The organism is Sorangium aterium, assembly GCF_028368935.1.
GTDB classification, from domain to species: domain Bacteria; phylum Myxococcota_A; class Polyangia; order Polyangiales; family Polyangiaceae; genus Sorangium; species Sorangium atrum.
Map to the genome: position 1 here is coordinate 863,384 of NZ_JAQNDK010000006.1, position 15,415 is coordinate 878,798.

Sequence of the window (15,415 nt, forward strand, 5' to 3'; positions counted from 1 at the left end):
CGGGCGAGGACGACGATGCGGAGCACACGGGTGGACGGGGCTAGCCGCCAGCGCGCCGAGGGCGCCGCCGCGGCCGGGGAGGCCGAGGTGGCGTTGCGGGAGAGCGAGGCCCGCGAGCGCGCGGCCAGCGCAGAAGCCGCCCGGCTGGAGGCCGAGGCGGCCGTCCGGCGGAGCGAGGAGCAGTATCGCCTCCTGAACCGCGCCACGAACGACGTGATCTGGGACTGGGATCTGGAGACGAACCGGGTCTACTGGAACGGAGCGGTCGTCCAGCATTTCGGCTGCACGCCGGAGGAGCTCGGCGACGGCCCCGAGGGCTGGTACGACCGCATCCACCCCAAGGACAGGGCGCGGGTATCCGAGGGGATCCGCGCGGCGATCGAAGGCAACGGGGAGAGCTGGACCGACGAGTACCGCTTTCGCAAGAGCGACGGCTCGTACGCGCCCTTCCTCGACCGCGGCTACATCGGCCGGAGCGCGAGCGGCGCGCCCACCCGCATGATCGGCTCGATGCTGGATCTGACCGAGCGCCACCGGGCCGAGGCCGCCCTGCGCGAGAGCGAGCTCTTTCACCGTCAGACCCTCGAATCGATCCCGGGCATGGTGTGGGCGACCCGGCCCGACGGCTATTGCGAGTTCTTCAGCGAGCAATGGGTCGAGTTCACCGGCGTGCCCGCCGAGCGGCAGTTCGGCGACCGGTGGCTCGAGGTCCTGCACCCGGACGATCGGGAGCGGGTCTTCGCCTCCTGGCGCGCCGCGGTCGGGGGGCTCGCCCCGTATGACCTGGAGTACCGTATCCGGTGGCGCGACGGCGGATACCAGTGGTTCAAGGTGCGCGGGCGGCCCATCCGCGACGCCTCGGGCCGGATCGTCCGCTGGTTCGGGATCGCCATCAACATCCACGATCTCAAGCTGGCGGAGCAGGCGCTGCGGGACGCGGACCGGCGGAAGGACGAGTTCCTGGCCATGCTCGCCCACGAGCTGCGCAACCCCCTCGCGCCCGTCCGCACGGCCGTCGCGATGCTCCGGAGGGTCGGAACGGCGGATCCCGTGCAGCGGCGAGCCCGGGACGTGATCGATCGCCAGGTCACGCACATGGTCCGGCTGATCGACGACCTGCTCGACATCTCTCGCATCGCGCGCGGCCGGATCCAGCTCCGCAAGGCGCGCTGCGATCTCGTCGGCATCGTCCGCCAGACCGCCGAGGATTACCGGGCGAACCTCGAGGCCGACGGCGTGGAGCTCCGCGTGAGCGCGCCGGACGAGCCGCTCTGGGTGGAGGGTGACGACACCCGGCTGGCGCAGATGCTGGGCAATCTGCTGCAGAACGCCGGCAAGTTCACCGACACGGGCGCGAGCGGGCGCGTGCGGGTGCGCGTCGAGGCGGGCCCTCCGGAACCCGGGCGCGACGGGGGCGTGTTTGGACAGGCCGTCATCACGGTCGAGGACAACGGCGTCGGGATGGATTCGGGGCTGCTATCGCGCATCTTCGATCCGTTCAGCCAGGCGGATCAGGGGCTGGCCCGGAGCAAGGGGGGGCTCGGGCTCGGCCTTGCGCTGGTGAAGGGGCTCGTCGAGCTCCACGGGGGGACGGTGGCGGCTCACAGCGAGGGGCCCGGCCGCGGCTCGATGTTCACGCTGCGGCTGCCGCTGGCGGCGCCGGTCGCCCGGGACCTGTCGGCCGCCTCCGACGGGGAGGAGGCCAGCCGCCAGGGGGTTCGCGTCCTCGTGATCGAGGACAACCACGACGCGGCCGAGAGCCTGGAGATGCTCTTGACCCTGAGCGGCTACGACGTGGAGACGGCGTTCGACGGCCCGACCGGCCTGACGGCGGCCCGGACGCGCCCTCCGGATGTGGTCCTGTGCGACCTCGGTTTGCCGGGCGGAATGGACGGCTACGACGTGGCCCGCGCCATCCGCGCCGAGCCGTCCCTCGCCGCGACGCGCCTCGTCGCCCTGAGCGGCTACGGTCAGGACGAGGACCGGCGGAGATCGCGAGAGGCGGGCTTCGACAAGCACCTCGTCAAGCCAGCCGAGGACACCGCGCTGATGGAGGCCCTGTCGGCGGGGCGCCGCGAGCTGTGCAGCGCGGCGAGCCCGCTCTCGCGCTGACCTGCGGCCCCGCGCCGCACCCCGAGCACAGCGACATGAGCTGTGTGCGTCATTCCACGCGCGTGTACGCTGTACGCGGGACACAGGGCGCGCGTGGCGCCTGCAGACGCGTCACCGGCGCCACGATGGCGTGATGGATCCGACGCTGTTGAACTATCCTCCGGTCTGTGGCGCGGAAGAGCCCGAGCTTTGAACACCTGCCCAGGGACCGCGACGGCTCCATCCTCGATCGGCGCCGGCGCGTAGCGCGCGCCTCGCACGCATTGCGTGTCTCGCGCGCAATGCATGTTGCGACCGACCTGGATGAATGGCGCGTCCGGCGCGCCGCTCGCGCGGGGGCGACCTCGACCGTGGCCCTGTGTCTCGCGCTCCTTTCGCCGTCGGGCTGCGCCACGGGGGCAGGCCGCGCGACGCCGCCCGAGCCGACGCAATCGCAGGCGCAGGCGGCGGCTGTCGCCCCGAGGCGCTTGCCGTACCGGACGGAGCCGGGCTGGCGGTCCGCCGACGAGGGCGCGGACTCGATGGGGATGGGGCTGGCCGACATCGACGGCGACGGGTTCAAGGACATCATCATCGCGAACGGCAACGACCTCCAGCCCGGGCCTTTTCAGCTCTCGCGAGGCGGCGATGAGCTCCCGGGTGGCGCCGGCGCCGGTCGGGTAGGGCGGGGGATTCGCGCTGTCGCGCGGGACGAGTTTGAGCGCCGCATCGGCGACGACGCCGAGCTGCCCCATGGCGCCGAACAGCCATGGGAAGAGCTCGTCGTCCCTGCCGACGCGGCGGAGCCGGCCTGTGCCGTCGACGAGCGTCACGGCCGCGACGTTCTCCCAGAAGCCCCCGTGCAGGCTGGAGCCCGGCCCGAAGCCGCCCGCGGCGACGAAGCCGGCGACGGAGGGCCCTGCGTGGCCGTCGTTCACGACGGGCACCGTGAAGCCGTTGCGCTCCACGACGTCGCGCACGTCCCAGAGGACGGCGCCCCCGCCCGCGGTCACGGTGCCTTCCGCCTCGAAGCGGACGTCGCCGAGCCGCTCCGTGCGGAGGAGGAGCTCGTGCACGCCGGGCAGCGAGGCGCCGTTCAGGCCGTGCCCCTGGCCGCGGATCCGCACCGGGACGCCGTGCCGATGGGCCGTCCCGAGGGCGTCGGAGAGCTCGGCAGAGGAGGCGGGGGCGATTTCACAGAAGCTCTCCGCGCTCTGCCGCAGGCCGCCGTAATGGGATATCGGGCCGGAGATCACGTGTGGGGCGAACGCGGAGAAGATCTCGCGGAGCTGCTGCGGGCGCTGCACGGCGCGAGGCTATCACGTCGATGGAATCCAACGCAAAGACGCGAGAGCGCGTGGAGAGGGATCGCCGCCACGTCGAATGGCGACTGGTTTGCGTCCGCGACACGGCGCGTACCCACCAAGAGGCGCAATCCACTTCAAGCGACACCCCTCAGCATGTTCATCTTTGCGCGACAAGAGCAAATTCCACCATTACCTGTCGCAGGCGGGCACGACGGGTGTATCTTTGCGCGATGGTCCAAGGGGCAACCCCACCATGGCAGGCAAAGCGACGCTGAGGGCGAACGATGAACGACAGGGAGCTCGAGGCCGCGCTGCGGCGTGATCCGACCGATGCGCAAACCTGGCTCGCGTACGCCGAGACGTTGCGCGCGGCGGGTGATCCGCTGGCTGAGTTGATCGAATGGGAGCGGCGGGTGAGAGCTGACGAGGCGGGAGCGTGGCAAGCGCGGCGGAGGGCGCGAGAAGAGCTTCGCGGGGAGTGGGAGCTGAGCGACAAGGATGGGGTCGACGGCGAGTTCGAGTGGGGGCTGTTCAAGGTGCGCCGGGTGAGGAAACATCATGCGGCGTGCTTGTGGCGTCTGACTCGAGTACGGTTGCTGGACGCGAGCTCGCTGGAGCTCGAGCAAGTGCCGCGCGCTGAGCTGGAGGAGTGCCTGGCTGCGCTGGAGTCGTTGAAGCCGCGACGGCTGCTGTTGTCCGATGCCTTGCTCGACGCAGGGGATGCGTTGACGCTGGCGCGGGCTCCCGCGGCGACGATGCTGCGGCAGCTGGTACTGGAAGCGAGCGACGCGAGCTTCGAGGGGGACGCCGTGATGGCGGAGTTTGCTCGCGTGCTGCCGAAGGAGGAGCTCGAGCAGCTGGGGTTGTGGAACCTGCGGATCGGGGACGCCGGGCTGGAGGCGTTGCACGGCGCGGGTGCCTGGCTGCAATTGCGGCACCTGTCGCTGGGCTTCAACGAGCGGGTGTTGAGCGGGTCGCTGTGCACGCTGTTCGAGGGGGGATGCTGGCCTCGGTTGGAGCGGTTGGCGCTCGGCTGCAGCGAGGTGGATGCCAGCGTGATGCCGCGTCTGTCGGGACTGCCGCTGACGGCACGGCTGCGCTCGCTGAGCTTGTGGGGAACTCCGGCGGGCCCGGCGTTCTGGCGTGAGATGGCGGAGAGCGCGAGCTGGGCCTCGCTGCAGCGGCTGAACGTGGAGGAGAGCGACTTCGACGACGCGGCCGCATACGCGTTGAGCCACGCTCGAGATCGATCGCTCGAGCTGCTCATGTCATTCTTCACGCCGCTCGGCGCGGACGCGGCGTTGTCGCTTCTGCGCGCCGAGGGGCTGCCGAGCTTGCGGCTGTTGGCGAACATCACCTCTGCGACACCCGAGCAGATGGCGGAGCTGCGCGGTTTTGGCCAGCGGTTCACGTTGGGCAGCGTTCACGACTGCGGAACGCCTCAGTGGATCGTGCGCGATCACTTTCAGATGGATCCGTGGTAGCTCCAGGGCAGCCGCAGCGGCGCTGGCCGGGCCCGCGGTCCGAGGCCGGCGCGGCGGGCGCGCGCGACGCCGGGATACCTCGATCGGGCGCCCGCGGTGGGGGCTTTACGCGCGCCGCGACGTCGCCGATCCTCGTGCAATGCACCTTCGTCTCGCTCCTGCTCTGGCCCTCGCTGTTGCGCTCCATGGTTTTGGGTGTTCGGACGCTGGCACCGGCGGCCCCGGCGGCGCCCAGGCCGGCTCCGGCGGCGGGGGCGCGGGCGCGGGGGGGCGATGGCGGGAACGAGCCCGGCGAGATCGCCGGCGTCGGTGGGGGGAGCGGGCTCTCGACCGATGTGAGCGTCATCATCACGGCCGACCCGGGACGGGCGCCACGCTCGAAGCGGTGGGAGAGTCCTCCGTGCGCGGCAAGTACACCCTCACGCGCGCGGACTTGGCGGCGAGCGTCGAAAGGCAGCCTGAACTCCTGCCAATCGGGTCCCACGGTGAGCGCCCGCGAGGGCAGCGTCGACCTCAGGCAGCTGGGGTGAAGGCGACGGTGAGCGTGTAGGGGCCGCTGTTGATCGACGTGTAGGTGTCGACGATGATGAACAGGGGCTCGCCGCCGGTGACATCGATCACGAGCGTCTCGTCATGACCGCGGCCTTCGTCGTCGACGCACGCGAGCTCGGAGCCGACGTCCGCGCAGCTCTCGCGCAGGTAGAGGCCCAGGTCGGTCGCGGCGGACAGCGTCAGCGTGAGCGTGCCGTCGCTCGGCGGCGTGAACCTGTGGATCGTCTCCGGCGCGTCCCATCCGAGGCAGCTGCCCTCGAACTCCGAGGTGCCGGTCGCCGTGTTGCCCGTGTTCTCGCCGATCACGAGATCGGCCGCGTTCTCGCACAGCACGTCGCGCTCGTAGGTGCACGTGGCGGAGCAGCCATCGCCGCTCGTGGTGTTGCCGTCGTCGCACTGCTCGGCCGAGCCGACGGCCCCGTCGCCGCAGACGATCGGCGTGAAGCTGACGTTCAGCGTGTAGGGACCGGCCTCCCCCGGCTCATGGGAGTCGACGACGATCGGCACGGTCTGGCCGTCGCTCACGTAGATCTCGATCCGCTCTTCGTCGGGCGAGCCATCGTCGGGGTAGTTCTCGTCGGAGCAGTCGATCTCGGAGAGCATGTCTGCGCACGAGCTACGGGCGTAGACGCTATGATCGGTCGGCGACTCGAGCTCGACCACGAGCGTGCCCGACTGCCCGGCGGGCGGCGTGAACAGGTGGATCTCTTCCGGTCCGTGCCCCGCGTTGCCGAGGAAGCAGGTCCCTTCCAGCCCGCTCGTGCCCCCCGACGTGTCGCCGTGGATCGTCGTCGAGACGATGGGTGTGGCGCTCGCGCAGGCGGCCTCGGCGATCGGGGCGCAGGTCGCGGCGCAGTCGGTGTCCGCGCAGTCGTAGGACCCGTCCCGGTCGTCGTCCTCGTAGTTCGCGCAGTCCGTCTCGCCTAGCGTGCAGCCGCCGCTCAGGGTGTCGCACACGCCGAGCGAGGGGCACTGCGCGTTCGAGGTGCACCTCGGGACGCAGGCCCGGATGCCGCCGCCGATGTCCTCGCAGGCATAACCGTCGCGGCACTCCGACGATGCGCTGCAGAGCGCCAGGCACGCGCCCACGCCATCGAAGAGATCAACACAGACCCCGCCGTCGCACTCTCCGCCCGGCGTTGGCTCGGCCGCGGGCTCACACAGGTTCGAGCAGAGCCCGGACGGGTATCCAAGTTCCTCCTCGGAGAGGCAGATGTCCCCGGTGCACTCATCGTCCGTCGCGCAGGCCTCGTACAGCGCGCCCGCCGGCCCGCCGCCGCCGGTGCCGGTGCCGGTCGGCTCGGCGCCGCCGCCCCCGCCCGTGCCGGTGGGCTCGGCGCCGCCGCTCCCGCCCGTGCCGGTCGGCTCGGCGCCACCGCCGCCGCCGGTCGGCTCGGCGCCACCGCCTCCGCCGGTGGGCTCGGCGCCGCCGCCGCCGCCGGTGGGCTCGGCGCCGCCGCCGCCGCCGGTGGGCTCGGCGCCGCCGCCGCCGGTGGGCTCGGCGCCGCCGCCGCCGCCGGTGGGCTCGGCGCCGCCGCCGCCGCCGGTGGGCTCGGCGCCGCCGCCGCCGCCGGTGGGCTCGGCGCCGCCGCCGCCGCCGGTGCCGGTGGGCTCGGCGCCGCCGCCCCCGCCCCCGCCGGTGCCAGTTCCGGTGCTCGTGGCGTCGACGCCGCCGGCGCCACCAGCGCCCCCGGAGCCGCCATTGCCGCCGGCGCCGCCCTGGCCGTCATCGTCTCCGCATCCCGCGGCTGCCGACAGCGCCAGCACGAAAAGACCTGCAACGAGTCGTACGTTCATCCACCTGCTCCAACGCATGAGAGAGTTGTCGTGACGCGAGGTGTGCCTCACCCCACGGCGCAGCGTGATGCCATCTTCGGCGCCACCGCTCCGCCTGCCAACCCCCCTTTCATGGGGGGCGCCTGCCCCGGCGCGCGCCGGGGCAGGCGGTCGCCGGACCCAGCCGGGGCTGCGCATCGCCGGGAGAATCCGCGCGCGGAGCACACAATGCGCCCGGATCGTCTGCGGGGAGGGCTGCTTTTCCTTCATCCAACGTCTCGGGCTCGCCCTCCGACAATACACCCATGAGGGTCGTTGTCTCAGGCACATTGGCACGGAGGGCTCCACCGCCGGCGGCGGTGACCTCCTGGGATAGCTCGTGTCGATCAGGAAGCTCGTATCCGAAAAGCCTGCCGCGAATCCCTGGGCGAACGCAGGAGCGGGATCCGAGTCGAGCGGCCAGGCGCGTGGCCCCGTGCGCCGTCGCATGAGGGCCCTGATCTTCATGGGCGCTGCCTCCAGGTGCGCCTCCTGGCGACGGTCACCCACACTCTTCCAGGTGAACGCGTGACCAGAACTTTATTTGGTTTTACCTATATGTGAGCGCTCACATTTCATTTAACATGCCGTCGCTCGGAGCGCATCGAGAAGGGAGGCCGATATCCGTTTCTCACCCCGAAGGAAATTTATGATCAAAAGAGTCACGGGCGCAGCGCTGCTCGCCGTGCTCGCCGCGGGGCCCCTGACGCTGGCCGCGTGCCGAATCCCGGCGCCAGCTGGTCGTGCCCCCGCGCACGTCACCAGCTCCTGATCGAGCTGCCGCCAGAAGAACTTGCCGTCGACGGTCGTGGCGCAGAGCCTCCCGGTGAAGCCGACCACCGTTGGTGCAATGACTATTGCAGCGACAATTGCAATGACGCATCAAATCAAAGCAGCGCACGATCGAGGTGCACATATCCTCCATCCACATGAATGAGCTGCCCGGTGATGTGCGAGGACTTTTGTGAAAGCAAAAAAACTGCCATCGCGGCAATTTCTTCCTTTGTAGTCATCCGTTTTCCTAATGGAATTTTTTCATTTATCAGATTCAATTTTTCCTCCGGGTCAGGAAAGGTCTTGATCCAGGCGTCATATGCCGGGGTATAACATTCCGCAACAATCACAGCGTTTGCCCGAACCTGGTAGGGCAGAAGCTCCACCGCCCATTCGCGCGTGAGCGCGTTCCGCCCTCCGTTGGAGGCCGCATATGCGGAGGTGTTGCCTTGACCCGTTTCGGCTGTCTTCGATGAGATGTTGACGATTGAACCTTTGTTGCGAATCAATTCCGACAATGAATAGTGCGTCATCAGATAATAATGAATCAAATTTCTATGAAGCGAGGCGACGAATTTGTCATAGTTCCCCGAAGCCAGGCCCACGCCATCATTTACACCTGCATTGTTGACAAGCGCGTCAATTCTCTCGAATTTCGAGATCGTTTCTTCAACGGCCCGCCTGCATGCGTCATTTGACGTAAGCTCGGCAGTCACGTGTCCGCATTTAGACCCTTGTGAAACGATCGATTGACATAGCCTCAAATTATCGATTTCATCACGTCCAATGATCACCGGGATGGCTTTCTCCTCTGCAAGCGCTCGTACGATACCTTCTCCGATACCTCTAGCGCCCCCGGTGACCATGACGACTTTGTTCTCTAATCCCAGATGCATATTATCCTGTCGTGAGGTTATGAGTTTTTTGCTACAGTATCCAAGAGATACGTCGAGGAGGTCGCCGCCATCCACGGCGAGGTGATCGTCCACCACCGCGACGTCCTCGGCTTCCGCCCGCCGAGGAGCGACGAGGCCCTCCCCGACAACGGCGGCGACGGCCGCTTCGACGTCTACCTCGTCGACCTCGCCGGCAACACCCGGACGCCCGCGGGGGCGAGCTCGCCCTCGGCGCCCGGCTCGACCCTCACGATCGCGGTCGCGCCCACGCTCGCCTGGACTGCGCGGCCGCCGGGGTCGTGGAGCCGCACCGGCGAGAGCGCGCCGCCCGACGCGCCCAGCGCTGTGCCGGCCCGAGCCGCTCGACGGCGCCGCGGCGCCGCGGCGCCCGCCGTCCATGAACGATGGCGTCCTCGCCGGTCCGCTCGCGACCGGGCGCGGGCTGGCGAAGGCGCCGCCGGTCCCGGCGGCCGCGAGGAGGAGCGCCGCCGAGGCGAGCACGATCGATGGCTTGCGTCGCATCGCTCTCCTGGATCTACTGGACCGCGCGGCGTCCTACCAGCGCCGCACCGGTGCGGCGCTCGGACGGGAGAGCTACAGGCGGCCAGTCGGCGCTCCGACGAGGACGAGAGATATACAGACCGCCGAGGCGCCGAGGACGCCGCGAGAAGCGAACTCCCTGTGCTATCTCGGTGCCTCGGCGGCTTCACTCTTCCCACGATCTGCATGGGTGCTGCCTCCCGGTGCGCCTGGCGGCGACGGTCACCCACATTCTTCCAGGTGAACATGCGACGAGCTTTTTGTCTGGTTTCCTTGTTGTGTGAACGTTCACACGTGGTTTATCATCACCTGCACTCGGGCGCTTCGAAAAGGAGGGCCGATGTCCGTTTCTCACCTCGGAGGAAATTTATGATCAAGAGAGTCACGGGCGCGGCGCTGCTCGCCGTGCTGGCCGCAGGGTCCCAGACGCTGGTCGCGTGCGGTCGCAGCGACAACGGCGAGCCCGGCGGCAAGGAGCTGCGGGTCTGGCACTACGAGGCTCCCGAGAGCGGCATGGGCGTGGCCTGGAACGAGGCCATCAAGGAGTTCGAGGCCACCCATCCGGGCGTGAAGGTCAAGCTCGAGTTGAAGGGCTTCGAGCAGATCCAGAAGACCGCGCCCATGATCGTGAACTCCAACAGCGCCCCCGACGTCATGGAGTACAACAAGGGTAACGCGACCGCCGGGCTGCTGTCCAAGCAGGGCCTGCTCGAGGAGATCACCCCCGAGGTCAAGAAGCGCGGCTGGGACAAGCTGCTCAGCCCGAGCGTGCAGGTCGTCGCCAAGTACGACGACAAGGGCATCATGGGCGGCGACAAGTGGTACGGGGTGCCCACCTACGCCGAGTACCTGCAGGTCTACTACAACAAGGACCTGTTCAAGAAGCACGATGTCCAGGTCCCGACCACGTTCGACGAGTTCACCAAGGTGTTGGACGCGTTCGTCGCCAAGGGCATCACGCCGCTCGCCAACGGCGGCGCCGAGTACATGGCGCAGCAGTACGTCTACCAGCTCGCGCTGGACAAGGCCGACGAGCCGTGGGTGAACGCGTTCCAGCGCTACACCGGCAAGACCGACTTCACCGACCCGGCATGGACGTACGCGGCGACCACGTTCGCCGACTGGGTGACGAAGGGTTACATCGCCAAGAGCTCGGTCAGCACCAAGGGCGAGGACGCCGGCGTGGCGTTCATGAGCGGCAAGTTCCCGATGATGTTCTCCGGGAACTGGTGGTTCGGGCGCGTGGCCAAGGAGGCCAAATTCGACTGGGATACCTTCGTGTGGCCCGGCGCCAAGATGACCCTCGGATCGGGCGGCAACCTGTGGGTCGTCCCGAAGGGATCGAAGAACAAGCAGCTCGCCTACGACTTCATCGACATCACGCTGCAGAAGAAGATCCAGAACATCCTCGGCAACGCGGGCGGCGTCCCGGTGGCGGCCGACAGCTCGGCCATCACCGAGCCCAGGGCCAAGAAGCTCGTCGACGGCTTCAATACCTTCGCCCAGTCGAACGGCCTGGCGTACTACCCGGACTGGCCGGCCCCGGGCTTCTACGATCAGTGGGTCTCGCAGACCCAGAAGCTCATGAACGGCGATTCGCCGCAGTCGGTGCTCAGCGGCCTCCAGAAGACCTACGACAGCGGCCTGCCCAAGTGACGACAGGCAGCTCGACAGGGCGTCACCGGCTCGCCTACCTGCCCTACCTGATCCCCGGGCTGCTGCTGTTCACCGGGGTCATCGGGGTGCCGTTCCTGATGAACACCGGGACCAGCTTCACCGAGTGGGCCGGCGTCGGCACCCCGACGTGGGTGGGGCTGGACAACTACCGGGAGCTGGCGACGGACGGCGAGTTCTGGGCGTCGTTCCGGCACAACGCGCTGGTCATCGTCGGGATGGCGATCCTCCCGACGATGATCGGGCTCGTGCTGGCCTCCGTCCTGACCGACCTGATCGACCGGCACTTCGGCCCGCGCGCCGCCAGCGCCCTGCGCGCCTGCATCTACCTGCCGCAGGTCCTGCCGATCGTCATCGCGGGCATCGTGTGGAGCTGGCTGCTGGCCCCCGAGAACGGCGCGGTGAACGTCCTGCTGGGCGCGATCGGGCTCGGCTCGCTCGCGCACGACTGGCTCGGCGATCCCGCCACCGCGCTGTGGAGCGTCATGGGGGTCATGGTCTGGATCCAGATCGGATTCCCCCTCGTGATCTTCATGTCCGGGCTGCAGCGCGTGGACCCCTCGCTGTACGAGGCGGCCGAGATCGACGGGGCCTCGTGGGCGCAGCGCTTCTGGTACGTCACGATCCCGCAGATCAGGCCCGAGATCTTCGTGGTGCTGCTGTGGACGACGATCGCGGCGCTCAAGGCATTCCCGCACATCTTCGTGCTCACCAGGGGCGGCCCGGGAGGCGCGACCAACGTGCCGTCCTACTACTCCTACGTCCATTTCTTCGAGAAGACCGACGTCGGCTACGGCTCGGCGATCGCCACCGTGCTGACGCTGACCGTCATCGCGCTCACCATCGTCTTCCTGCGGCTGCAGGGCCGTGAGCTGGGGGAGGAGCGATGACCACGACGCTGGCCCAAAGCCCGGTGAGCGCACCCGCGCGGAGCCGGCCGCGGCGGCGCCGCCGGGGTCCGTCGGCCTACGCGGTGCTGGTGGCGCTGGCCGCGCTGGCCGGGATCATGCTGATCCCCTTCGCCGTGGTGGTCTTCAACGCGCTGAAGACGCCGGCGGAGTACACCGCCAACGGCCCGCTCGCCCCGCCGGAGGGCCTTCATCTCGAGGGGATCAGGGATTTCTGGGAGCGCGTCGGCTTCGGCCACGTCCTGCTCAACAGCCTGCTCATCAGCGGCTCGGTGGCCGTGCTGGCGGTCCTCTTGTCGGTGCTGAACGCCTACGCGCTGGGCATCGGCCGGATCAAGGGCCGGATGTGGGTGCTGGTCCTGCTGCTGATGGCCAACACCCTGCCGCAGGAGTCGCTGGTCTACCCGCTGTACTACCTGGCCAACCAGCTCGGGCTCTACGATACCCGGGTCAGCGTCATCATCGTGTTCACCGTCATCCAGAGCGCGTTCGGCACCTACCTGCTGTCGTCGGTGATGTCGGCGTTCCCCCGGCCGCTGCTGGATGCGGCGCGGATAGACGGCGCCAATCGGTGGCAGATCCTGTGGCGGGTGGTCGTGCCGGTCGTGCGGCCCACGCTGGTGGTGATGCTCGTCTTCTTCTTCATCTGGACCTGGAACGAGTTCCTGATCCCCCTCATCTTCCTCATCTCCAACGACAACCAGACGGTCTCGGTCGCGCTCGGCGTGCTGCAGGGGCAGCGGCTGATGGACGCCACCATGTCCAGCGCCGCCGCGCTGCTCGGCCTGCTGCCGACCGTCGTCTTCTACCTCATCTTCCAGCGCACGCTATCGCGCGGACTCACGGCAGGAGCGATCAAAGAATGAAGTTCACTGACGGTTATTGGGAGATGTGCAAGGGTGTGCACGCGGTCTACCCCATGGAGGTCCTCGACGTCGACGCCGGGCCGGCGTCGTTCGTCGTGCACGCGCCCGTCCAGCGGATCCGGCACCGCGGCGACCTGCTCAAGGGACCGGTGGTGACCGTCACCTGCGAGTCCCCGATGCCGGACGTCATCGGCGTCACCATCACGCACTTCGCGGGCGAGCGGCCCCGCGGCCCGGCGTTCGAGCTGGCCACCGACCCGACCGGGGAGGTGACGGTGGACGAGGAAGCGGCCACGCTGACCTCCGGCGCGCTGTCGGTGCGGGTCGGGCGCCGCGAGGGGTGGAGGCTGGACTTCCTGGCCGGGGGCCGCCGCCTCACCGGCAGCGCGCGGAAGGCGATGGCGATCATCGACACCGACGACGGCCGCCACTACGTGCGCGAGCAGCTCGACCTCGGCGTGGACCACTTCGTGTACGGCCTCGGCGAGCGGTTCGGGTCGCTGGTCAAGAACGGCCAAGTCGTGGAGATCTGGAACAACGACGGCGGCACGTCCAGCGAGCACGCGTACAAGAACTCGCCGTTCTTCCTCACCAACGCGGGCTACGGCGTGTTCGTCGACCATCCCGGGCGCGTGTCGTTCGAGGTGGCCTCCGAGGCGGTGTCGCGGACGCAGTTCAGCGTCGAGGGCCAGTCGATGCGCTACTTCCTCATCTACGGGCCGACGCCGAGGGAGATCCTGCGCAAGTACACCGCGCTCACCGGGCGGCCCGCGCGAGTGCCGGGCTGGTCGTACGGGCTGTGGCTGTCCACCTCGTTCATCACCAATTACGACGAGGCGACCGTCACCTCGTTCATCGACGGGATGGCGGAGCGGGGCCTGCCGCTCAGCGTGTTCCACTTCGACTGCTTCTGGATGCGCGAGTTCCGGTGGTGCGATTTCGAGTGGGACCCGCGCGTGTTCCCCGACCCGCCCGGGATGCTGCGCCGGCTCAAGGAGCGCGGCTTGCGCATCTGTGTCTGGATCAACCCCTACATCGGGCAGCGCTCGCCGCTGTTCGAGGAGGGCAGGGCGCGCGGCTACCTGCTGCGGCGCCCGAACGGCGACGTGTGGCAGTGGGACCTGTGGCAGCCGGGCATGGGCATCGTCGACTTCACCAACCCCGAGGCCCGCGCTTGGTACGCCGCCAAGCTCGACGCGCTGCTCGACATGGGCGTGGACTGCTTCAAGACCGACTTCGGCGAGCGCATCCCCACCGACGTCGTCTACCACGACGGGTCCGACCCGGAACGCGGGCACAACTACTATACCCACCTCTACAACCGGACGGTGTTCGAGCTCTTGCGCAAGCGGCGCGGCGAGGGCGAGGCGGTCTTGTTCGCCCGCTCGGCCACGGCGGGCGGGCAGCAGTTCCCGGTGCACTGGGGCGGAGACTGCGAGTCGACGTTCGAGGGGATGGGGGAGAGCCTGCGGGGCGGCCTGTCGCTGGGCATGACGGGCTTCGGCTACTGGAGCCACGACATCGGCGGGTTCGAGGGCACCCCCGACCCGGCGGTGTTCAAACGATGGATCGCGTTCGGGCTGCTATCGTCGCACAGCCGGCTGCACGGAAGCGGCTCCTACCGGGTGCCATGGCTGTTCGACGAGGAGTGTGTGGAGGTGCTGCGGCGCTTCACCCGGCTGAAGATGCGGCTGATGCCCTACCTGGCCGGGGCCGCGCGGCAGGCGTACGGCGAGGGCCTGCCGATGGTGCGCGCGATGGTCGTCGAGTTCCCGGACGACCCGGCCTGCACGCATCTGGAGCGGCAGTACATGCTGGGCGACGACCTGCTCGTGGCGCCTGTCTTCTCCGCCGACGGGGAGGTCTCGTATTATGTGCCGCGCGGCGTGTGGACGCACTATCTCACCGGGGAGCGCGTCGAGGGCGGCCGCTGGGTGCGCGAGCGCCACGGGTTCGACAGCGTGCCGCTGCTCGCTCGGCCGGGGGCGGTGATCCCCGAGGGCGCGGTGGAGGACCGCCCCGACTACGACCACGCGAATGGCGTGACGCTGCGCGTGTACGAGCCGGCGGACGGCGCCCGCGTTACAACCTTGATCCCGGGCGCCGACGGGGACGCGGGCACGACGTTCACCACGTCCCGGGAGGGCTCGGTGGTGCGGGTGGAGGCCGCGGGCGCCCCGGGTGCCTGGAGCGTTCTCCTCGTCAACCGCCGCGTCGTGTCCGTCGAAGGCGGGGAGAGCGCGGAGCACCCGCGGGGAGCGCTGGTCAGGGCGGCCGGCGGCAAGCTGGTCATCACGCTGGAGGGGAAGGGCTCGACCGCGGGATCCGGCGCCAGAGGAGACGACCGATGAAGGACTGATGGACGCGCCGCGGCGCACGGCGCTCTCGCTGTAGAGCCGCTCTACACTGCCCACGAGGATGCGCGGCAGCGCGCCGAGCAGCGCTGTGGCCGCGAGGTCCGGACTCTGCGCGACGGAGCGCCGGCCGCACGGCGCATCCTCGTCGCGA

At 69.1% G+C, this 15,415-nt stretch carries 8 protein-coding genes and 1 pseudogene; 6 read left to right on the forward strand and 3 right to left on the reverse strand.

What is annotated here, in order from left to right:
- Nucleotides 1–30 precede the first annotated feature (30 nt).
- Nucleotides 31–2,112: a hybrid sensor histidine kinase/response regulator gene (locus tag POL72_RS47280; protein ID WP_272103660.1), complete on the forward strand. Its 2,082-nt coding sequence runs from the start codon at nucleotides 31–33 to the stop codon at nucleotides 2,110–2,112.
- Between the two features lie 785 nt (nucleotides 2,113–2,897).
- Here the strand turns inward: POL72_RS47280 and POL72_RS47285 are convergent.
- A pseudogene (locus POL72_RS47285) lies at nucleotides 2,898–3,398 on the reverse strand (FAD-binding oxidoreductase); the annotation flags it as partial.
- Nucleotides 3,399–3,682: 284 nt separating this feature from the next.
- Here POL72_RS47285 and POL72_RS47290 point away from each other — a divergent pair.
- Nucleotides 3,683–4,882: a leucine-rich repeat domain-containing protein gene (locus tag POL72_RS47290; protein WP_272103662.1), complete on the forward strand. Its 1,200-nt coding sequence runs from the start codon at nucleotides 3,683–3,685 to the stop codon at nucleotides 4,880–4,882.
- Nucleotides 4,883–5,395: 513 nt separating this feature from the next.
- Here POL72_RS47290 and POL72_RS47295 read toward each other — a convergent pair.
- Both POL72_RS47295 and POL72_RS51080 read right to left on the reverse strand, forming a co-directional pair.
- Nucleotides 5,396–7,231 (reverse strand): DUF4215 domain-containing protein, encoded by a 1,836-nt coding sequence (locus tag POL72_RS47295; RefSeq protein WP_272103664.1) that lies wholly within the window; start codon nucleotides 7,229–7,231, stop codon nucleotides 5,396–5,398.
- 905 nt (nucleotides 7,232–8,136) lie between these two features.
- Nucleotides 8,137–9,015: an L-fucose dehydrogenase gene (locus POL72_RS51080; protein WP_272103666.1), complete on the reverse strand. Its 879-nt coding sequence runs from the start codon at nucleotides 9,013–9,015 to the stop codon at nucleotides 8,137–8,139.
- 813 nt (nucleotides 9,016–9,828) lie between these two features.
- On the opposite strand from POL72_RS51080, the gene POL72_RS47305 reads away from it, so the two are divergent.
- From POL72_RS47305 to yicI, 4 genes are read left to right on the forward strand one after another with little or no spacing between them, the layout of a single operon-like run.
- Entirely contained in the window at nucleotides 9,829–11,115 is a 1,287-nt protein-coding gene (locus POL72_RS47305) for an ABC transporter substrate-binding protein (protein ID WP_272103668.1), read from the forward strand.
- The gene (locus tag POL72_RS47310) at nucleotides 11,112–12,023 is read left to right on the forward strand and encodes a carbohydrate ABC transporter permease (protein ID WP_272103670.1); all 912 of its coding nucleotides are present in this window, start codon (nucleotides 11,112–11,114) and stop codon (nucleotides 12,021–12,023) included. Before POL72_RS47305 ends, POL72_RS47310 begins: the two co-directional genes overlap by 4 nt.
- Complete coding sequence (locus POL72_RS47315) at nucleotides 12,020–12,907, forward strand: carbohydrate ABC transporter permease (protein WP_272103672.1); 888 nt, start codon at nucleotides 12,020–12,022, stop codon at nucleotides 12,905–12,907. Before POL72_RS47310 ends, POL72_RS47315 begins: the two co-directional genes overlap by 4 nt.
- Entirely contained in the window at nucleotides 12,904–15,258 is a 2,355-nt protein-coding gene (gene yicI, locus POL72_RS47320; RefSeq protein ID WP_272103674.1) for an alpha-xylosidase, read from the forward strand. Before POL72_RS47315 ends, yicI begins: the two co-directional genes overlap by 4 nt.
- Nucleotides 15,259–15,415 lie beyond the last annotated feature (157 nt).